This is a genomic window from Arenimonas sp. MALMAid1274, from assembly GCF_049195245.1.
In the GTDB taxonomy this organism is placed as follows: Bacteria; Pseudomonadota; Gammaproteobacteria; order Xanthomonadales; family Xanthomonadaceae; genus Arenimonas.
The window spans coordinates 62450-82980 of sequence record NZ_JBMIRR010000025.1 but is presented as its reverse complement, the minus strand read 5'-3'; the positions used below and the strand labels follow the sequence as shown (position 1 = coordinate 82980).

The following is a 20531-nucleotide window of genomic DNA, read 5'->3' as shown; positions in this document are numbered from 1 at the left end:
TCCGGTCGGGAACCCGCTCAGTACGGGTCGGGCACGAAACCGATCGGGAAGGCGGTGGGCTCGCCGTAATCGTGCGGCCAGCGCGCAGGCAGGATGCCGCGGGCGACCAAGGCCCGGGTGGAGTCGTACCAGACCGACAGCTGCTGGTTGGGGCGCGGGCTTTCGCGTTCAAAGGAGGTTGCGGTGGCCGCGTCCCAGCGCCGCTGGCCGTGGCCGGTGCCCAGCTGCTGGCGCGCCGCGGATTCGCCCAGGCCACGCTCGTAATCGGCGGAGGCGGCATCGGCGGTGGCGCCGCCGCGCGACTCGGCCTTGGCCATCGGCGCAGCCGCGGAGGGATAGGGCCCGGAGCGTTCGCTGCGGTCCTGCCACGGCGCCGGGTAGTGCGGCGCGGGCATCGGGCGGCGCTCGCGGAAGGCGGCGACGCCGATCACCCCCACATTCTGCGGACGGCCCGTGCGCGCGGCATAGCTGTCGTCCAGCGAAGTGAAGTGGAACTCGGCGATCTCGGACAGGTTCTTGCGCCAGCCGCGCACTTCCAGGCGCTGCCAGGGGCCGAGCACGTAGCCGGTCTGCTGCGCGCCGGCGGTCTGGCCGCTGATGGCGTTGACGCCGTCCACCGAGACCACGGCCAGCACGCGTTCACCGGTCAGGTTCTGCAGCACGACGGCATAGCGGTGGCCGGCGCGGCCCTCGATGTAGTCGCGGCCGCGGTGCGGGTACTGGGGCAGGGTTTCCTGGCGCTCCAGGTCGAGCACCTGCAGCGAGACCAGGGTCTGGGCGCGGGCGCAGCCGGGCAGGCTGGCCAGGGCGGCGAAGGCGAACAGGGCGGCGAGCAGGCGTTTCATGCGGAGCTCCTTGGTTGGGCAAGGGTTTCAACGCGCCCGTGCGCGGAACGGGGTTACCGGGGGCCACAGGGGGCTAAAATGGCGAAGAATCCCCAGCAGACCCCTCCATGCCCGCGACCCGCGTCCTCACCGGCATCACCACCTCCGGCACGCCCCACCTGGGCAACTACGCCGGGGCGATTCGTCCCGCCATTGCGGCCAGCCGGCGCGCGGGGGTGGAGAGCTTCTACTTCCTGGCCGACTACCACGCGCTGATCAAGATCCAGGATCCGGCGCGCGTGCAGCGCTCGACCCTGGAAATCGCGGCCAGCTGGCTGGCCTGCGGGCTGGAGCCGGACAAGGTGTGGTTCTACCGCCAGTCCGACATTCCCGAGATCCCCGAGCTGACCTGGCTGCTCACCTGCGTGGCCGGCAAGGGCCTGCTCAACCGCGCGCATGCCTACAAGGCCGCGGTGGACCGCAACCTGGAGGCGGGCGAGGACGCGGATGCGGGCATCAGCGCCGGCCTGTTCATGTATCCGGTGCTGATGGCCGCCGACATCCTGATGTTCAAGGCGCATTCGGTGCCGGTGGGCCGTGACCAGATCCAGCACATCGAGATGGCGCGGGATTTCGGCGCGCGCTTCAACCATCTCTACGGCGAGCATTTCGTGCTGCCGGAGGCGGCCATCGAAGAATCGGTGGCGACGCTGCCGGGCCTGGACGGCCGCAAGATGAGCAAGAGCTACGACAACACCATTCCGCTGTTCGCGCCCCCGGCCGAGCTGCGCAAGCTGATCTTCTCGATCGTCACCGACTCGCGCGCGCCCGGCGAGCCGAAGGAGACGGAAGGGTCGGCACTGTTCCAGCTCTACCAGGCCTTCGCCACGCCGGAGCAGACCGCGGCCTTCGCGCAGGCTTTTGCCGACGGCATCGGCTGGGGCGAGGCGAAGCAGGCGCTGTTCGAGCGCATCGATGCCGAGGTGGCGCCGATGCGGGTGAAGTACGAGCAGCTGATGGCCAAGCCGGTGGAGATCGAGGCCGTGCTGGTGGAAGGCGCCATCAAGGCGCGCCGGGTGGCGACGCCGCTGCTGCAGGCGCTGCGTCATGCGGTGGGCCTGCGCGACCTGCGGGCGCAGTTCGAGGCGCGGCCGGCCGGGAAGGCCAAGGTGGCGCTGCCGCAGTTCAAGCAGTACCGCGAGGCCGATGGCCGGTTCTACTTCAAGCTGGTGTCGGCCGACGGCCGCGAGCTGCTGCAGAGCGTGGCGCACGGTTCGCCGCGCGAGGCCGGCGAGCGCATCGCGCGGCTCAAGCGCGACGGCGCGGCCGGCCTGCGGCACGTGGCGGGCGAGGGCCTGCACCTGGCCGGCGAACTGATCGGCAAGCTGTCCGAGGATGCGGTGGTCGAAGAAGTCACCGCCGCCCTGGCAGCCCTGTCCGAGCCCGCGTAAATCAAATCCGGGGTCAGAGTACGTTTATCTTCCGCCGTGATGCGGCAGGCGGCCGGGCGCGGCGATGGAAGATAAACGTACTCTGACCCCGGATTTTCTTGGCGGCTTCACGTTCGATTAATGGGTGCGGTGGCGGGATAGGGCCATGGATACGTTGACTGTTCACGATCCCAGTGGTCCGTAGCCGCATCGTCGCCGACCCGGGTGCCGACGAGGCGCAGCGGCTGGCTGCGCTGCGGCGCTACCGCATCCTCGACACACTGCCCGAGCGGGCCTACGACGACATCGTGCGGCTGGCGAGCACGCTCTGCGGCACGCCCATTTCCACCGTGACCCTGATCGATGCCGAGCGGCAGTGGTTCAAGGCCAGCGTCGGCGTGGAAGACCGTGAGACCTCGCGCGACATCGCCTTCTGCGACCACGCCATCCGGCAGCCCGAGGAAATGTTCGTGGTGGACAACGCGTCGCTGGACCCGCGCTTCGCCGACAACCCGCTGGTTACAGGTGGGCCCGAGATCCGTTTCTACGCCGGAATGCCGCTGGTGGATTCGGATGGCGCCGCCTTGGGTACGGTTTGCGTGATCGACCGCAAGCCACGGGAACTCACCGACGAGCAGCGCGACGGGCTGCGCGCGCTGGCCCGGCAGGTGGTGGCCCTGCTTGAACTGCGGCGCATGAACCTGGACATGCAGCGCCTGCTGGCCGAGCGCGAGATGCTGACCACCAGCCTGATGAGCTATCAGCAGGAGCTGGAAGGGCGCAACCAGGCGTTGTCGATGGAGGCCAACCGCGACCACCTGACCGGACTGATGAACCGCGGCGGGCTCGACCGCCTCAAGGGCGACGCGCGCGCGGGGCGGGTGCGATTCAGCGGACCCTACGTGGTGGCGGTGCTGGACATCGACCACTTCAAGCGCGTCAACGACGGCTTCGGCCACGCGGCCGGCGACGAGGTGCTCAAGGCGGTTGCGGCCGACATCCGCAATGGCATCCGCGGCGGCGACGTGGCGGGGCGCTATGGCGGCGAAGAATTCGTCGTGTTCCTGCCCGACACCTCGGTGGAAGGGGCGCAGAGCGTGATCGAGCGCATCCGCCTGGCGGTGTCCGGGCGCGACGACCTGCCGACCCCGGTCACGCTGTCGGCCGGCCTCGCCGCCGGTGTGGTCGGCACGCACGCCGTCGAAGACGTCTTCCTGCGCGCCGACCAGGCGCTGTACCAGGCCAAGCGCGCCGGCCGCAATCGCGTCGAAATCTCCCGCGACTGAAGCAGATCCGAGTCAAATCCGGGGTCAGAGTACGTTTATCTTCCTCCGCCGCAAACAGCGGCCTGCCGGGCCACGGAGGAAGATAAACGTACTCTGACCCCGGATTCGTTTTTTCTATGGGTGGACGTTGGCGTTGTTGCGGTGCAGGCGGGTGCGGGTGCGGATCACGCAGAAGCGGTGGCCGGTGGGGGCTTCGAGCACGATCCAGCGGGTGTCGTGCGGTCGGGCGATTTCTTTCGCGCCCAAGGCGACCAGCCGTGCGGCCTCGGCCTCGATGTCGTCGCTTTCGATGTCCAGGTGCACGCGCGAGGGGTGCGACACTTTCTGCACCTCGATGTGCAGGCCCAGCGGGCTGCCGTCGAGGCAGGCGTACTTGTCGTCGCCGCCCTCATCCGGCTCGGTGATGGCCAGGCCGAGCGCCTTGCTCCAGAAGTCGGCGGCCTGGCCCAGCGAGCCGCCCTCGCAGTCAATGATGAAACCCGCCAGCCGGCTGCGGTGTGCCATGTCAGTTCGGCCGCTGCAGGTCGTCCATCAGCGCGCGCAGGAAACGCGCGGCCTCGCCGCCGGTGGCGGCGCGATGGTCGAAGGTGAGCGAGATCGGCATCGTGCGGTGCGTTTCCAGCCCGCCCAGCACCGGCACCACCGCGTGGTAGAGCCGGCCCGCGCCGACGATGCACACGCAGGGCGGCACCACCACCGGCGTGGCGTACTTGCCGGCGAACACGCCGAAGTTGGACAGCATCAGCGTGTAGTCGCGCAGGTCCTCCGGCGGCAGGCTGCGCGCCTTGACGCCGTCGCGGATGCGGTTGAGCTCGCCGCGGATCTGCCAGGCATCCAGCGCCTGGGCGCCGCGCAGGTTGGCCACGAACAGGCCGTCGGCCGAATCGATGGCGATGCCCACGTCCACGCGCGAGTGCCGCCGCAGCGTGCCTTCCTTCGCGTTGAACCAGGAGTTGAGCGCCGGCACCGCCTGCGCGGCCACGGCCAGGCCGCGGATCAGCCGCGCCATGATGTCCTCCCCCGGCGCCCAGGCGTGGATGTCGGCATCGTCCATCAGCGTGGTCGGCACCACCTCGGCATGCGCCTGCGACATGGTGCGGATCATGTTGCGACGCACGCCGCGCACCGGATCGTCCAGGTCGAGCTTGGCATCGGCATCGCGCGGCATGGCCGCGGGTGCGGGTCGCGGGGCCGTGGGACGCGGCGCGGCCGGTGCCGGCGCGCGGCCGGCGGGCAAGGGCGCGGGGCCGGCTTCGGCCGCGCGCTTCACATCCGCCATCGTCACCACGCCGTCGGCACCGCTCGGGCGCACGCGCGACAGGTCCACCTTCAACTTCTTCGCCAGCGCACGCACCGCGGGCATGGCCTTGACGCCGCCGACCGCAACCGCCTGCTCCACGCGAACGGCGTTGGAGCTTTGCATCGCACCAACGACGGTGCCGGCATCGCCGCCGTCCTGCTCCGGCGCGGCGCCTTCGTCTTCCAGCAACTCGCCGCCGACGTCCGAGGCCACCACCGTGGTGGCCTCGCCGTCATCGCGGGCGGGCTCGTCGGGCACGGGCTTGCCGGCGCCCTTGTGGCCATGGCCGTGCGAATGGCCGGTGTCCTGCGCGTCGGCGCGCTGGGGCAGCGAAGGATCCAGCTCCACCTCGGCCAGCCAGCTGCCGGTGGTGATCACGTCGCCGGCGGCGCCCGCCAGCCGCGTCACCTTGCCCGAGAACGGCGAGGGCACCTCGACCACGGCCTTGGCGGTTTCCATCGACACCAGCGGCTCATCCAGGCGCACCACGTCGCCCACCTTGACCAGCCACTCGACGATCTCGGCGTCGGGCAGGCCTTCGCCCAGATCGGGCAGCAGGAACAGTTTTTTCTCGCTCATCGGTCAGCTCGTCCCAGGTTCGATGTGGAGGTCGCGCTCGGGCAACCAGCCGGTTTCGCCAATCTCGTTTTCCGCCCACCACCAGCCGCCGGCGAACTCGATCAGGCGCACGCTGTCGCCGGCATTGGCGTCGAGTTCGCGCGCGTCGTAGTCACGGACGGCCACGTTGCCGTCCAGCCGGTCCTGGTGCACCCAGCCGCTGCGGCCGCGGGCATCGGTGGCCCAGAGGAACTCGGGCCAGTCGTTGTCGCGGATGCCCAGCACCAAGGTTTCGCCGGCCTGGAAGGCGATCGGGTTGGCATGCTGCCGGCGGTAGTTGCGTAGCAGGCGGGCTTGCATGGGCTCAGCCCGCGGCGACCGCGCGCTTGCTGGCCGCGACAATCTTTTCCACGCTGGGCAGGTATTTCATCTCCAGCCGGAACAGCGGGATGTGCGTGTCGTAGCCGGTGACGCGCTCCACCGGCGCCACCAGGTCGTACATCGACTCCTCGGCCAGGCGCGCGGCGATCTCGGCGCCGAAGCCGGCGGTCTTGGCGGCCTCGTGCACGATCACGCAGCGGCCGGTCTTGGCCACCGATTCGCGGATGGTGTCGAAGTCCAGCGGCTTGAGCGTGGCCACGTCGATCACCTCGGCGCTGATGCCCTCGGCGGCCAGCGCTTCGGCGGCCTCCAGGGTTTCCTTCACCTGCGCGCCCCAGCTGACCAGGGTGACGTCGCTGCCGTCGCGCAGCACGAAGCACACGTCCAGCGGCAGCGCCTCGCCGTCGTCGGGCACCTCTTCCTTGTACTGGCGGTAGATGCGCTTGGGCTCGAAGAAGATGACCGGGTCCGGGTCGCGGATCGCCGCCAGCAGCAGGCCGTAGGCGCGCTGCGGCGAGGAGGGCATGACCACGCGAAGGCCGGGCACGTTGGTGAAGATGGACTCGTTGGCCTCGGAATGGTGCTCGGGCGCGCGGATGCCGCCGCCCCAGGGCACGCGCAGCACCATCGGGCAGGTCATGCGGCCGCGCGTGCGGTAGCGGAAGCGCGCGGCGTGGCAGACGATGTGGTCCACCATCGGGTACATGAAGCCATCGAACTGCGCTTCGGCCACCGGCTTCATGCCCTGGGTGGCCAGGCCGACCGTGAGGCCGGCGATGGTGGTTTCGTCCAGCGGCGTGTCCAGCACGCGCTGGTCGCCGAACTGCTGCTGCAGGCCGGCGGTGGCGCGGAACACGCCGCCGTTGACGCCAACGTCCTCGCCCAGCACCAGCACGGTCTCGTCGTGCTTCATTTCCCAGGCCAGGGCCTGGGTGATCGCCTCGATCAGGGTGATGGCGGCCATCTCAGCGGCCCTCCCACTTCAGCGCATCGGCGCGCTGCGCCTGCAGGTCGGCCGGCAGTTCGGCGTAGAGATAATCGAACATCGCCTCCACCGGCTGCACCTTGGTCTCGAGGTAGGCGTTGACCTCCTCGTCCACGCGCTTGCCGCATTCTTCCTTCCACGCGGCCTCTTCGGACTCGCTCCACACGCCTTCGCTGATCAGGAAGGTGCGCAGGCGCGACATCGGTTCGCGTTCCCACGCGGACTTCACCTCGGCGTCGTCGCGGTAGCGGCGCGCATCGTCGGCGGTGGTGTGGTCGGACAGGCGGTAGGTGACCAGCTCGAGCACGCTGCCGCCGTGGCCGTTGCGCGCGCGCTTGATGGCATGGTCCATCGCGGCGCGCACGGCGATGATGTCGTTGCCGTCCACCTGCACGCAGTCCAGCCCGCCGGCCAGGCCCTTCTGGGCCAGGGTCTTGGCGCCGGTCTGCGACTTGCGCGGCACCGAGATCGCCCACTGGTTGTTGATGATGCACAGCACGAAGGGCAGGGTGTAGGCGCCGGCCGAATTGATGGCGGCGTAGGTGTCGGTCTTGGAGCTGCCGCCGTCGCCCACGCAGGTGACCGCCACCCGCGGTTCGCCGCGCAGCTTGAAGGCCAGCGCCGCGCCGGCGGCGTGCAGGCACTGGGTGCCGATCGGCACGCACCAGGAATAATCATGCGGCGGGCCCGCGAAATCGTTGCCGCGCTCGTCGCCGCCCCAGTACATCAGGATGTCGCGCGGCTTCACGCCGCGCACGATCTGGGCGCCGTACTCGCGGTAGGAGGGCGCAAACACGTCGTCGTACTGCATGGCGCTGCCGATGCCGATGTGCGCGGCCTCGTGGCCCAGGCAACTTGCATAGGTGCCCAGCTTGCCGGTGCGCTGCAGCGCCACCGACTTGGTGTCGAAGGTGCGCACGTACAGCATCTGCTTGAACAGCTCGACCAGGTTGCGGCGGTCGCGCGCGAACTCGGGCAGGTCGTCGCGCACGAGGCGCCCGTCCTGGCCCAGGTATTGCAGGTATTCGATTTCGAAGGTGGCAACGGTTGCCATCAGTGGCCCTCCCAGGCAGGAGGGTTTGATAGCAGCCACCCCGCGTCAAAGCAAGCCGCAAAAGAAAAACGTGGCCGGGGCCGCGTTTTTCCCTGAACCTACGGCGGCGTATTCACTGCGTGCTGCGGTACATCACCAGCACCACCAGGGCGTCGTCGTTATTGTCCGGGTCCGGATCGCCCGTGCTGCTGCTGACCGCGGCGCCCGCCGTGATCAGGGTGCTGGTGGACGGGCGGACGTTGAACTGCAGGCGATCGCTGCGGCCGGCAGCGAACTCGCCGTCGTAGCTGCACAGGAAGCGGACCGTGAAGCCCTCTTCGCCGGTCAGTTCGCAGGTCCAGCCCGTGGGCGGTTCGGGGCTGAACTTGGTCTTGCTGGCCACCAGGGTCAGCGCCACGCGCGGTGAGGCCGCGGCTTCCGCACCGTTGTTGCGCACGTCCATGCCCAGCGTGAAGTTGCGGCGCGAGGTGACGGCGCCCGGGCCATCCACCCAGGCCAGGACCAGGTCCGCTTCCGGGCCGGCCAGCTCGGACGTCACGCTGTCGCTGTTGTTGGCCGCCGACGGATCCGCCGTGGCCGACTCCACCTGCGCCGAAAGCGTGACGCTGCGGCCCGCTTCCGCCGCAGTGGTGGCGACGGTGATCCCGAACTCCGCGTCGCCCACGGCCACGTCATCGGCGGCGCAGTCGTAAGCCTGCGACAGCTCGCCCGCGGCACCGGCCACGCAGGTGAAGCCTGCCGGCGCCACCAGGGTGATGTCGGCCGCCTCGGCGCCCACGGTGAGGCGCACGATCACGTCCAGTGCGGCCGAGGGGCCGGCATTGGCCAGCACCACGTTCAGCGGCAGCGGATCGCCGGCGCGCACCGGCGAGGCCGGGGCCTGCGCATCCACCGAAAGGTCGGCGCTGCGCAGCGCATCGGCCGGCAGGTACAGCACTACCGGGTCGTGGTCGGAAACGCGGATCGCCACGCTGTCGTCGCCGTAGTTGTCGCCGCCGAATTCGGCATTGATGCGCGCATGTTCGGTGCGCGCGCCGGGCACGTCGTCGAGCAGGGCCTGGTTGACCACGATGTGGTCCAGGGTCTGCAGGTTGCCTTCGAACACGTAGGAATAGCGGTCCGCGGCCGCCGACAGCGTGGTCATGTTGGTCAGCGGCGTCGTCACCGGGCTGTCCACGTAGTTCAGGACCTCCGGTTCCGCGGCCTCGCGGCCGGTGATGATGCCCATCACGTCGGCATAGCCGTCGCTGTACTCGAAGGCGTTGAAGTCGCCCAGCAGCACCAGGTGCTCGTCCGGGAACTGGGTCTGGCGGTCCTGCACCAGTTGCGCCGTGTAGCGCGCCTGCGAAGCGCGCTTGGCGCGGATGCGGGCGCCGTCGGTGGACCAGCCGTTGGAGCCGGGATCGGTGGAATTGACGCCATTGAGCGAGCGCAGGTGGTTGCCGATCACGGTCACGGGGTAGACGCCGCCGTTGGCGGCATTCACCTCGGCGCGCAGCAGCAGCGGCGGGCGGTCGTGCATCAGGCTGGTGCTGCCGTTGGGGTTGGTGTCCACCTCGGCCTTGCCGTACTGCACCACTTCCTGCACCACCACGCGCGGCACGCCCGCGCGCACTTCGGCGGTGCTCACCAGGTAGCCGATGTTGATCTTGCCGACGTCGTTGCCTTCTTCCAGGTAGGCCACGTACTGCGGGTTGCGCGTGCAGCTGCCGGGGATGTTGCTGTTGATGGCCTGGGCCAGGCGGTTGAGCGCGTTGAGGTTCTCCACTTCCACCACGCCCAGGATGTCGGGCGTGCGCACGTAGGTGCAGATGGCGTCGGCGGTCTTGCGCAGGCGGCGCTCGAAGGCCAGCGTGGTCAGCGCCACGTCGCCGCCGGCGTCGTTCACGTCGTCGTAGAAGCGAAGCAGGTTGAAGCCGGCGATGGTGACTTCATCCGGCAGCGCATCGGACACGGCCGTGGGCAGCACGCCGCCGGTGACGACCACGCTCGCGCCCGGGTCCGGATACAGCGTGTAGGCGCCGAAGCCGTAGTCGAGCACGCCCTCCAGGCCGGTGATGGTGGCGCCCGCGTCCACCGCGATCACCGGTGCGCCGACCTGGCCGGTGCTCTGGACGCGGATGCGCTCGGGATTGGTGTCGAAGCGCGGCGGCGACTTGCCGCCGGGAATCGGGGTGACGTCGAGCACGCCGATGCCCGGCTCCCGGAACGGGCGGGCCACGCCGGTGACCACGCCCCAGAAATCGCCGTCGGCGGTCGAGGTGGCGTCGTTCTCGTCAATCAGGCCTTCGTCGCCCGCGGTGGTGGTGAGGCTGGCGATCGCCACGCGCATGCCTTCGTAACGCTCCAGGTTGTCCACCGGGCTGGCCGCGTTGGCCTGGGTGGCGTCGATCTGCACCGCCGGCGGCAGCGGGTTGCCGGTGGAGACCAGGCTGACGCTGGGCGCGGTGATTTCGGTCAGCGAGAGCTGGTTGGGGTTGCTGCCGGAGGTGAACTCGACCACGCGACCGGCCACGGCAACGCGGTTGCCCACCGCGGCGGCCGCCGGCGGCGGTGCGCTGGTGAACACGAGGATGCCCTGGGACGTGGCCGGGTCGGCGTCCACTTCCGACGGGTCGGACTGCAGGTAGAAACCGCTGCCGCGCACCGCGGTGACGATGCCCTCGGTGATCACCTCGGCATTGACCAGCGGCGACTGGCGCCCGGCACCCTGGATGTCGTGGATGGCGACACGCGCGACCACGGACAGGGCGATGTTGCCGGTGCTGCTGCGCGCCTCGGCATCGGCCACGGTGAAGGGCAGCGACTTGGCGCCCGCGCCCGTGCCCACCGCCACCGGAGTGGCGTAGCTGAAGGTCAGGTCGCCCGGCGTGACGTCGCCGTTGCTGCCGTCGTCGAAGAAGGCCTGGGTGGCGCTGCCGCCGATCGCCGACAGGTCGGCCTGCACCGTGATGCCGGTGCTGGCGGGATTGATGCCGGCGACCACCGCGACGGTGAGCAGGGTGTTGTCGCCGACGGCCAGCGAAGCCGGGCTGGCGCTGCCGCTGCCCTCCGGCGGCTCGGGGTCGGTGCCGCCGCCGCAGGGATTGAAGGTGGAGCCGCTGTTGCGGGGCGCAGGCGTGACAGCAGTGAAGTCGCTGCCGTTGTTGTCGGTATCGGTGCAGCCGGCGCCTGCGCGCAGCGCCGCCGTGCTGTTGCTCAGCACGGGCGCGGACACACCGCCTTCGCCAAAGCCGGCGGTGCCGAAGCTCACGCGGTCCAGGAACAGTTCCAGCTGCGGCGTGGTGCAGGCGGTGGTGCCGCCGCAGCCCAGCGCCGTGATGCCATTGACGAAGGCGATCTTGCCGCTCGCACCCGCCAGGTTCAGGCCGCCGGTGGCGTCGGGGCTGACCGGCAGGGCGACGCCGTTGGCGCCGCTGGCCAGCTGCACCAGGAAATACTGGCCGGGCTGCAGCGTGGCGGTGGGCAGCACGGCGATATTGGTGAAGTTGCCGGTGGCGCTGGCGTACTGCAGCGACTTGCCGCCCAGCGAGACGTCCTGGGTGCCGCGGTTGAACAGTTCGACGAAGTCGTGCGTGAACGGTGCGCCGGCGTTGCCACCCCCGCCGTAGGCCTGGCTGATGACCACCTGGGCCGAGACGGAAGACGCCGACGCGGCGAGCAGGGAACAGGCGAGTAGGGCGAGCAGGCGCGGATGGCGCATGGCGGATACCTGGAAAGTGGGAACGGGGCTGTCGGGCGGCCCGGACCCCCCGGGGGGTCCCCGGTCCGGCCGCTGTGACAGAATCGCGACTTTATATCGGAAATTGCTTCGTGCGCGTGACAGACTTCCGCGCGCCCCAACCCCGGCCTGCCTCCATGACCCAGCCCCCCAACCAGCGCGCCCTCGAGCAGGGCATCACCACCGACCTGCGGGACCGGCTCAGCTACGGCGGCTACCTGCAGCTCGACACCCTGCTGTCGGCCCAGAAGCCCCTGTCCAGCCCGGCCCACCACGACGAGATGCTGTTCATCGTGCAGCACCACGTGGCCGAGCTGTGGATGAAGCTGGTGATCCACGAGCTGCGCGCGGCCATCGCCTGCCTGCAGCGCGACCAGCTCGACCCGATGCAGAAGATCCTGGCGCGGGTGAAGCAGGTGCAGCGCCAGCTGTACGAACAGTGGTCGGTGCTGGAGACGCTGACGCCGGCCGACTACCTGGCCTTCCGCGAAGTGCTGGGCCCGGCCTCGGGCTTCCAGTCGCTGCAGTACCGCCTGCTGGAGTTCCTGCTGGGCAACAAGAACGCCGACATGGTGGCGGTGTTCTCGCACGATGCGGCCGGCCATGCCGAGCTGACCGCCGCCCTGCATGCGCCCAGCCTTTACGACGAATTCCTGCGCTACCTGCACCGGCACGGCCACGCGGTGCCGGCGGCCTGCGTGGAGCGCGACTGGTCGCTGCCGCACGTGCGCGAACCCGGCCTGATCCCGGTGTTCAAGCGCATCTACGAGGACACCGACACGCACTGGGAGGCCTATGCCACCTGCGAACAGCTGGTGGACGTGGAGGTCAGTTTCCAGCTGTGGCGGTTCAGGCACATGAAGACGGTGGAACGCATCATCGGCTTCCGACGCGGCACCGGCGGCAGTTCCGGCGTGGGCTTCCTGAAACAGGCGCTGGACCTGACCTTCTTCCCGGAACTGTTTGAAGTGCGCACGGTGCTGGGCCAGCCGGACTGAGTTCACGCAGGTTCCGCGCGCACGTTTGCTAGGCTTGCCGGCCAGCCCTGTCCCTTGGAGAACGCATGCCGACCGACACCGCCGCCGCGCCCGAGGCCACCGCGCCCCGCAGCCTGCTGACCCGCCTGCTGGATGGCGTCGAACGCGTCGGCAACAAGCTGCCGGACCCCGCCATCCTGTTCCTGCTGCTGATGGTGGTGGTGTGGATCGTGTCGTGGGCGCTGTCGGGCGTGCGCTTCGACGCGATCGACCCGCGCACCGGCAGCGCCATCGAAGTGCGCAACCTGCTGTCGGGCGCCTCGCTCACCGGCTTCATGGCCGCGATGGTGAATACGTTCGTAACCTTTCCGCCGCTGGGCGTGGTGCTGGTGGCGATGCTGGGCCTGGGCGTGGCCGAGCACACCGGCTTCATTTCCGCGGCGCTGCGCGCGGCGCTGGTGGTGACGCCGCGCATGCTGCTCACGCCCGCGCTGATCGCGGTGGGCATCCTCAGCCACGTGGCGGTGGACGCCGGCTACGTGCTGGTGATCCCGCTGGGCGGTGTGATCTTCTACGCGGCGGGGCGGCATCCGCTGGCCGGCATCGCGGCGGCTTTCGCGGGCGTATCCGGCGGCTTCTCGGCCACCTTCCTGGTGCCCAGCAGCCTCGACCCGCTGCTGTCGGGCCTGTCGCAGGCCGCGGCCCAGCTCACCGATCCGTCGGTGGTGGTCAACCCGCTGAACAACTATTTCTTCACCAGTGCCTCGAGCCTGCTGATCATCCTGGTGGGCTGGTTCCTCACCGACCGGGTGATCGAACCGCGCCTGCGCTCGGTGCCGGTGGACGGCGATCCGTCGCAGATGCCGACGCTGGATCCGCTGACCGAGGGCGAGCGCCGGGGCCTGCGCTGGGCGGTGCTGGCGATGGCCGTGGTGGCCGCGCTGTTCGTGGTCACGCTGCTGCCGGAGACGTCGCCGTGGCGCGCGCCCCCTGGCACGCCGGTGCTGGACGGGCAGAGCAACCTGCTGGTCTCGCAGGCGCCGCTGATGCAGTCGATCGTGCCGCTGATCCTGGTGTTCTTCCTGGTGCCGGGCGTGGTCTACGGCGTGGCCTCGGGCAGCGTGAAGACGCATCGCGACGTGGTCCAGGGCATGGCCAAGTCCATGTCGGGCATGGGCTACTACATCGTGATGGCGTTCTTCTGCGCGCAGTTCATCTATGCCTTTGGGCAGTCCAACCTCGGCGCGCTGATCGCGATCGAGGGCGCCAACGGCCTGCGGGCGCTGGGCCTGCCGCTGGGCGTCACGCTGGTGGGCATCGTCGGCCTCACGGCGGCGGTGAATCTGCTGATCGGCTCGGCCTCGGCCAAGTGGGCGCTGATCGGCGCGGTGATGGTGCCGATGCTGATGGAGCTGGGCGTATCGCCCGACCTGACCCAGGCGGCCTACCGCGTGGGCGATTCCTCGTCCAACATCATCACGCCGCTGATGCCGTATTTCCCGCTGATCGTGGTGTTCTGCCAGCGCTACGTGAAGTCCAGCGGCATCGGCACGCTGGTGGCGCTGATGCTGCCGTTCTCGGTCGCCCTGCTGGTGTCGTGGACGCTGTTCCTGCTCGGCTTCTGGGCCCTGGAACTGCCGCTGGGCGTGGGTGCCAGCTACGAGTACGTGCCGGCGCGCTGAGGCCGGGCCGGTTGAACCGAGGCGCCGCGCGGGACTGATCCGGCGCGGCGCCGCTGGCATACTCGGGACTTTCCTGCCGCCGAGATGACCATGCCGCCTGCCTCCAGCGCCCTGATCACCAACGACATCGTCCTGCTGGGACTCATCGCCGCCACCCTGGGCGCGATCTTCTGGGCCGCCAGCGGCCCCACGCCCTTCCTCAAGCGGGTCTTCAAGGTGGTACCGGCGCTGCTGCTGTGCTACTTCATCCCGGCCATCTACAACACCACCGGGCTGATCGACGGCCACGCCACCAAGCTCTACAACCCGGTGGCGCGCGACGTGCTGCTGCCGGCCGCGCTGATCCTGCTCACGCTGTCCATCGACCTGCCGGGCATCATCAAGCTCGGGCCCAAGCTGCTGCTGGTGTTCTGCGCGGGCACGCTGGGCGTGGTGATCGGTGCGCCCGTAGCCTTCCTGGCGATGGGCGTGATCCATCCGGAAACCGTGTCGGGCGACACCTGGGCCGGCATGTCGGCGCTGGCCGGCAGCTGGATCGGCGGCGGCGCCAACATGGTGGCGATGCGCGAGGTGTGGGACGTGGACGCCACCACCTTCGGCCAGTTCGCGGTGGTGGACGTGGCGGTGGCCAGCCTGTGGATGGCGGTGCTGCTGTACCTGGCGGGGCGATCGGAAGACATCGACCGGCGCCGCGGCGTGGACACCCGCGCGCTGGACGAGATGAAGGCGCGCATCGCCGCCTTCGAAGCCGCCAATGCGCGCATTCCCAGCCTGACCGACCTGATGGTGATCGTGGCGATCGCCTTCGGCGGCGTCGGTCTGGCGCATGCACTGGCGGTGCCGCTGGCGGGCTGGTTCGCGGGCAACGTGTCGTGGGCCAGCCAGTTCAGCCTCGACTCCGCCTTCGTCTGGGTGGTGGTGATCTCGACCTCGCTGGGCCTGGCGCTGAGCTTCACGCGCGCGCGCCGCATCGAAAGCGCCGGCGCCTCCAAGCTGGGTTCGGTGATGCTGTATTTCCTGATCGCCTGCATCGGCATGCAGATGGACCTGCTGGCGCTGCTGGACCGGCCTTGGCTGTTCCTGCTGGGCGCGATCTGGATGGGCACGCATATCCTGGTGCTGTGGGTGGTGGCGCGGCTGGCGAAGGTGCCGCTGTTCTATTTCGCGATCGGCTCGCAGGGCAACATCGGCGCAGCGGCTTCCGCGCCGGTGGTGGCGGCGGCCTTCCACCCCTCGCTGGCGCCGGTGGGCGTACTGCTGGGCACCGTGGGCTACGCCACCGGCACCTATCTGGCGTACCTGGTGGGCCTGATGCTCAAGACGCTGGCCGGGGCCTGAGCCCCGGCCCGGATTGACTCGCCCGGGCGCAGCGGGTACACCTTCGGGGCCTCGCGACGCCGCTTCTGCCGGCCCGCGGTCGTCAAAAACCCATACCAATCAACTAGAAACCAGGGGAGAGACCGCATGAGCGGCGCCGCCACCACGTCCGATACGGGCGCACCGATCCCGCAGTACCCGCAGCTGCTCGGCCATCCCAAGCCGCTGTGGATGCTGTTCATGACGGAGTTCTGGGAGCGCTTTGCGTTCTACGGCATGCGCTGGGCCCTGGCCCTGTACATCGTTGCGCAGTTCTACGCCGGCGACAGTGCGGGCGAAGCGCCGGCCAGCCGGCTCTACGGTGCCTATCTGGCCCTGGTGTATGCGGCCGCACTGTTCGGCGGGTACGTCGCCGACAAGGTGATCGGATACCAGCGATCGATCCTGCTGGGCGCGGTGATCATGGCCACCGGCCTGTTCCTGATCATGTTGCCGGACGAGCAGCTGTTCAAACTGGGCCTGGCCACGATCATCGTTGGCAACGGCCTGTTCAAGCCCAACATCTCGACCATGGTTGGCCAGCTGTATGCCACCGGCGACGATCGCCGCGATTCCGGCTTCACCCTGTTCTACATGGGCATCAACCTCGGCGCGATGCTGGCGCCCTGGCTGACCGGCCTTCTGGCCGAGCGCATCATGGGCGGCAACTCCGACATGCCGGCCTACAAGGTCGTTTTCCTGGTCTCGGGCATCGGCATGGTGATCAGCCTGATCTGGTTCTGGTTCGGCCGCAGCCAGCTGCAGGGCGTGGGCCGGCCGATGCCGGGCGCCGAGGGCAAGGGCCGGGTGCTGGTGACCGCGGTGCTCGCGTTGCTTGCGATCCCGGTGGTGTACTTCCTGCTTTCGATCGGTGCCGGCGCGCTGCAGTGGATCCTGTCGGCGCTGTTCGTCGTCCTGTGCGTACTGATCCTGCGCGAAGGCTTCAAGGACGGCGCAGTGCGGCGCGACATGGCCATCGCCATGCTCATCATCTTCGTGTTCAACGTTCTGTTCTGGTGCTTCTTCGAACAGGCCGGCAGCTCGTTCAACTTCCTGGCGCAGAACATCGTCGACCGCGACCTGGGCGGCTGGATCTTCCCGGTCGGCTGGTTCCAGTCGGTGAATTCGCTGGCGATCATCACCCTGGCGCCTGTCCTTGCCTGGCTGTGGGTGAGGATGGGCCGGCACAATCCGTCCATCCCGCGCAAGTTCGGCCTGGGCCTGATCTTCAACGGCCTGGCGTTCCTGCTGCTGATGCTCGCGCTGTCGAGCATGGTGGATCCCGAGACGCTGAAGATCCCGTTCTGGACCCTGTTCATGGTCTATGTGATCCAGTCGGTGGGCGAGCTGTGCCTGTCGCCGATCGGTCTGTCCATGGTAACCAAGCTGGCGCCGGTGCGCCTGATCGGCTTCGGCATGGGCGGCTGGTTCCTGTCGACCGCGATCGGCAACAACCTGTCGGGCATCTTCGCAAGCCACGTCAGCGGCGAAGGCGGGATGAGCGTGGCGTCGGCGCTGTCGGGCTACACGTTCGGCTTCTGGGCGCTGGTCATCCCGGGCGTGCTGCTGTTCCTGATCGCGCCGCTGATCCAGAAACTGATGCACGGCGTGAAGTAAGCGCCGGGCGTCCACATACCGCCGCGCGGCCCGGGATTCCCGGGCCGCGTTGTTTCAGGAGTTGCTTTCCCGGGTCGCCGCCGGCGCCGCCGGACGCCACGAGACCGCAGGACGATCCCGATGAACACCGTCGCCACACTGCCCCGCCCCACGCCCGCCTGGCGCTGGGCCGCCCTGGTCTTCGCCAGCCTGGCGATGTTCGGCAACTACTACGCCTACGACGCGCTCAACCCCGTGGTGGACCTGCTGCGGGAGCAGGAAGGGCTGGACTACGGCCAGATCGGCCGGCTCTCCACCGCCTACAACATCGCCGCGCTGCTGGTGCTGCTCGCCGGCGGTTACGTGATCGACCGCTTCGGCGCGCGGCGGGCCATCGTCGTGTTCGCGGCGGTGTGCGTGGTGGCTGCGGTGGTCACGGCGGCAGCGCAGAACTACTCGTCGCTGCTGGCGGGCCGCTTCCTGCTGGGCCTGGGCGCCGAACCGCTGATCGTCGCGGTCACCGCGGTGCTGGCGAAGTGGTTCAAGGGCAAGGAGCTGAGCTTCGCGTTCGGCCTGAACCTGTCGATCTCGCGCCTGGGCTCGGCCTCCACCGACTGGTCGACCTCGTTTGCCAGCCCGCTGTACTCGAACTGGCACGACCCGCTGTGGCTGGCCACCGGCGTGATGAGCGCGGGCCTGGGCGCGGCCTTCCTGTATTTCCTGATGGAGAAGCGCGCCGAGGGCCGTTTCGACCTCGGCGCTGCGGGCAGCACGGACAAGCTCGAGCTGAAGAACCTGTACCGGTTCAGTCCGTCGTACTGGTACATCGTGGCGCTGTGCGTGGTGTTCTACTCGACGGTGTTTCCGTTCCGTTCGTTCGCAATCGACTACTTCCAGCAGGCGCACGGCCTGTCGCGCGAAGCCGCCGGCATCCTCAGCAGCCTGCTGCCGTTCGCGGCCATCATCGCCACGCCGCTGTTCGGGCTGTGGGTGGACCGGGTGGGGCGGCGCTCGCTGTTCATGGCCGCGGGGTCGCTGGTGATGCTGCCGCTGTTCCTGGCGGTGACCTACCTGCCGCCGGGGCCGGCCATTGCCCTGCTGGGCGTCGAGTTGCCGCTGACGCTGCTGGTGTGCATCCTGCTGTTCGGCGGCGTGTTCTCGCTGATTCCCGCGGTGATGTGGCCCTCGGTGGCCTACATCGTGGACGAGCGGCGGCTGGGCTCGGCGTATGCGCTGATGACCTTCTGCCAGCAGATCGGCTGGGCGATCGTGCCGCTGGTGATCGGCTGGCTCAACGACCGCTACCTGGCCGGCCCGGAAAATACCGCCGGCTACGCGCCGGGCATGTGGTTCTACACCGGGCTGGCGCTTCTCGGCCTCTACTTCGCCTGGCGGCTCTGGAAGGCCGAGACCGGTCCCGGCGCGCACGGGCTGGAATCCGTCACCGGCCGCTCCTGAGCGCAGACTGGACGGCGCGCCGCCCAGGCGCGCGCCGCTCAGAGGTACTGCCGCAGGTCCGTCAGGTACTTTTCGAGCGAGCCGGTATTGACGGCGACCACGCGTTCGCGCGGGCGGATCAGGCCGCGGTCGAGCAACTGCGGCAGCGCCGCCAGGCAGGCGGCGCCCTCGGGCGATATCCACTCGCGGCGTTCGCGCCACACGCGCGACAGCTCGCGCGCGGTCTCGGCTTCCTGGACCGCCACCGCCGCGCCGCCGCTGGCACGGATGATCTGCAGCACGCGGAAGTGGCCCACGCCCGCGGGTACGTTGAGCCCGGTGGAAATCGTGGGTCCGGTCTGGGGCTGGGCGTGCGTGTCCGCCTGCCCGGCGTCGAAGGCGCGCACCAGCGGCGTGGTGACCTCGCTCTGGATGCAGATCATGCGCGGGCGCCGGTCATCGACCAGGCCCAGGGCCTGCAGTTCGTCGAAGGCCTTCCACATGCCCAGCACGCCGGTGCCTCCCCCGGTGGGGTAGACGATGGCGTCGGGCAGCGACCATCGAGTCTCTCCCGGCGCCGGCTCCGCCATCTCAAGTCCCAGGGACTTCTTGCCTTCGATCCGCCAGCCGGGCTCCTGGAACGTGGCCACGTTGAACCAGCCCTCCGGCCAGTAGCGCGCCTTGAGCAGCGCCGCGGCTTCACGGATGGTGCCTTTCACCAGTTCCAGGCGAATGCGGCCGGGATGCAGGTGGGTCATGGCTGCCAGCTGGCCCAGGATCGGCATCGGCGTGTCATCGGGCATCGCGACCACGACGTCGAGGCCGCCCGCAAGGCCGTAGCGGACCAGGGAGTCGCCTGCGTTGCCCTGGGTCGGGACGGCAAGCTGCTTCAGGCCGTGGCGGCGCGCCATCGCGACCACCATGGCCATGCCGCGATCCTTGAAGCTCTGGGTCGGATTGGCGCCGTAGCCGGGCCAGGCCTTGCCTTCGTCCTTGAGCTGCAGCCTCAGGTTCGCCGCGCGGGCGATCGGGTGGTCGGTGTAGTCGAGCAGCGGCGTGTGGCCTTCGCCAAGCGCCACGATGTGGCGCGCGTCCCGGGCGTCGGTGATGTCGAGCGGCATCAGGGCGCCGAAACGCCACATGTCCCGGCGGGTAGGGTCGTACCAGGCGGCAGCGGGTTTGTCGCGGCCCAGCCGTTCAAGGTCGAGCACCATCTGCACGGGACGCCCATCGACCGGATCCAGGTTCATCACCGCATCCGCCGGATACTCGACCCCCGACCCGATGCCCTGCAGGCAGCGTAGATATCCCATGTCCCCTCCCCGGCCGTCGCTCAAGAAAACATACCAGGTATGTTTTCTTTCTCGATGAGACAGTCTCACGCCGCATGAAAACATACCGGGTATGTTTTCTTCTGGTATGTTTTCTTTTCACGCTGGTCGGGTTGCGAGCTCCAGTTCCATCATGCGGGTGAGGAGGCGGTCCAGGGCGGCGCGTTCGTCTTCGGCCAGGCCTTCGAGCAGGCGGCGCTGGTAGGCCAGGGCCAGGGGCGCCACTTCGGCGTAGACGGCGGCGCCGGCGGGGCTCAGGCGCAGGCAGGACCGGCGCCGGTCGTGGCCGTGGGTGTCGCGTTCGATCCGGCCCGCGGCCTGCAGCGAGGCGATGGCCCGGCTCACGGCCACCTTGTCCATGGCCGTGCGTTCGGCCACCTCGCGGGCCGAGACCTCCGAGTGCCGGCCGAGCACCGCCAGCACCCGCCATTCCGTGATCCCCAGCCCGAACCGGTCGGCGTACAGCCGCGCGATGTCCTGGCTGATGCGGTTGGACAGCACCGACAGCCGGTAGGGCAGGAAATGTTCCAGGTCCAGGATGTCCCGCTCGGGCATGTGGCGCCGCGCCTTGCAAATGGTTTCAGTTGAAACTATAACGTCGGCAGGCTTTCCA

16 protein-coding genes are annotated in these 20531 nt (G+C 69.2%); 7 read left to right on the top strand and 9 right to left on the bottom strand.

Annotated features, from left to right (window positions below; genetic code table 11):
* Positions 1–17: 17 nt before the first annotated feature.
* The gene (locus ACOQFR_RS05235; RefSeq protein ID WP_421379306.1) at positions 18–845 is read right to left on the bottom strand and encodes a hypothetical protein; all 828 of its coding nucleotides are present in this window, start codon (positions 843–845) and stop codon (positions 18–20) included.
* Between the two features lie 107 nt (positions 846–952).
* On the opposite strand from ACOQFR_RS05235, the gene ACOQFR_RS05230 reads away from it, so the two are divergent.
* Together ACOQFR_RS05230 and ACOQFR_RS05225 are read left to right on the top strand one after the other, a co-directional pair.
* The gene (locus tag ACOQFR_RS05230) at positions 953–2275 is read left to right on the top strand and encodes a tryptophan--tRNA ligase (RefSeq protein ID WP_421379304.1); all 1323 of its coding nucleotides are present in this window, start codon (positions 953–955) and stop codon (positions 2273–2275) included.
* 173 nt (positions 2276–2448) lie between these two features.
* Positions 2449–3540 (top strand): GGDEF domain-containing protein, encoded by a 1092-nt coding sequence (locus ACOQFR_RS05225; protein WP_421379301.1) that lies wholly within the window; start codon positions 2449–2451, stop codon positions 3538–3540.
* A gap of 114 nt (positions 3541–3654) precedes the next feature.
* On the opposite strand, the gene ACOQFR_RS05220 is transcribed toward ACOQFR_RS05225, so the two are convergent.
* From ACOQFR_RS05220 to ACOQFR_RS05195, 6 genes are all read right to left on the bottom strand, one after another.
* On the bottom strand, positions 3655–4044 hold the full coding sequence (locus ACOQFR_RS05220; RefSeq protein WP_421379299.1) for a VOC family protein: 390 nt from the start codon (positions 4042–4044) through the stop codon (positions 3655–3657).
* A 1-nt stretch (position 4045) separates the two neighbouring features.
* Positions 4046–5419, bottom strand: a complete 1374-nt coding sequence (locus tag ACOQFR_RS05215) for a dihydrolipoamide acetyltransferase family protein (RefSeq protein ID WP_421379296.1) — start codon at positions 5417–5419, stop codon at positions 4046–4048.
* 3 nt (positions 5420–5422) lie between these two features.
* Positions 5423–5758 (bottom strand): SH3 domain-containing protein, encoded by a 336-nt coding sequence (locus ACOQFR_RS05210; protein WP_421379294.1) that lies wholly within the window; start codon positions 5756–5758, stop codon positions 5423–5425.
* A 4-nt stretch (positions 5759–5762) separates the two neighbouring features.
* Positions 5763–6743, bottom strand: a complete 981-nt coding sequence (locus tag ACOQFR_RS05205) for an alpha-ketoacid dehydrogenase subunit beta (RefSeq protein WP_421379291.1) — start codon at positions 6741–6743, stop codon at positions 5763–5765.
* 1 nt (position 6744) lies between these two features.
* Positions 6745–7818 carry a pyruvate dehydrogenase (acetyl-transferring) E1 component subunit alpha gene (pdhA, locus tag ACOQFR_RS05200; RefSeq protein ID WP_421379289.1) on the bottom strand — a complete coding sequence of 358 codons (1074 nt, stop codon included), beginning with the start codon at positions 7816–7818 and terminating at the stop codon, positions 6745–6747.
* 112 nt (positions 7819–7930) lie between these two features.
* The gene (locus tag ACOQFR_RS05195) at positions 7931–11521 is read right to left on the bottom strand and encodes a lamin tail domain-containing protein (protein WP_421379287.1); all 3591 of its coding nucleotides are present in this window, start codon (positions 11519–11521) and stop codon (positions 7931–7933) included.
* 155 nt (positions 11522–11676) lie between these two features.
* Here ACOQFR_RS05195 and ACOQFR_RS05190 point away from each other — a divergent pair, with 155 nt between their 5' ends.
* From ACOQFR_RS05190 to ACOQFR_RS05170, 5 genes are all read left to right on the top strand, one after another.
* Complete coding sequence (locus tag ACOQFR_RS05190) at positions 11677–12537, top strand: tryptophan 2,3-dioxygenase (RefSeq protein WP_421379285.1); 861 nt, start codon at positions 11677–11679, stop codon at positions 12535–12537.
* Between the two features lie 65 nt (positions 12538–12602).
* On the top strand, positions 12603–14198 hold the full coding sequence (locus ACOQFR_RS05185; protein ID WP_421379283.1) for an AbgT family transporter: 1596 nt from the start codon (positions 12603–12605) through the stop codon (positions 14196–14198).
* Positions 14199–14288: 90 nt separating this feature from the next.
* Complete coding sequence (locus ACOQFR_RS05180; protein ID WP_421379281.1) at positions 14289–15536, top strand: DUF819 domain-containing protein; 1248 nt, start codon at positions 14289–14291, stop codon at positions 15534–15536.
* A 126-nt stretch (positions 15537–15662) separates the two neighbouring features.
* Complete coding sequence (locus ACOQFR_RS05175) at positions 15663–17171, top strand: peptide MFS transporter (RefSeq protein ID WP_421379279.1); 1509 nt, start codon at positions 15663–15665, stop codon at positions 17169–17171.
* A gap of 120 nt (positions 17172–17291) precedes the next feature.
* On the top strand, positions 17292–18608 hold the full coding sequence (locus tag ACOQFR_RS05170) for an MFS transporter (protein WP_421379277.1): 1317 nt from the start codon (positions 17292–17294) through the stop codon (positions 18606–18608).
* Positions 18609–18646: 38 nt separating this feature from the next.
* Here ACOQFR_RS05170 and ACOQFR_RS05165 read toward each other — a convergent pair whose 3' ends face one another.
* Entirely contained in the window at positions 18647–19900 is a 1254-nt protein-coding gene (locus ACOQFR_RS05165; protein WP_421379275.1) for a threonine synthase, read from the bottom strand.
* Between the two features lie 117 nt (positions 19901–20017).
* Complete coding sequence (locus ACOQFR_RS05160; protein ID WP_421379272.1) at positions 20018–20473, bottom strand: MarR family winged helix-turn-helix transcriptional regulator; 456 nt, start codon at positions 20471–20473, stop codon at positions 20018–20020.
* Between the last annotated feature and the right edge of the window lie 58 nt (positions 20474–20531).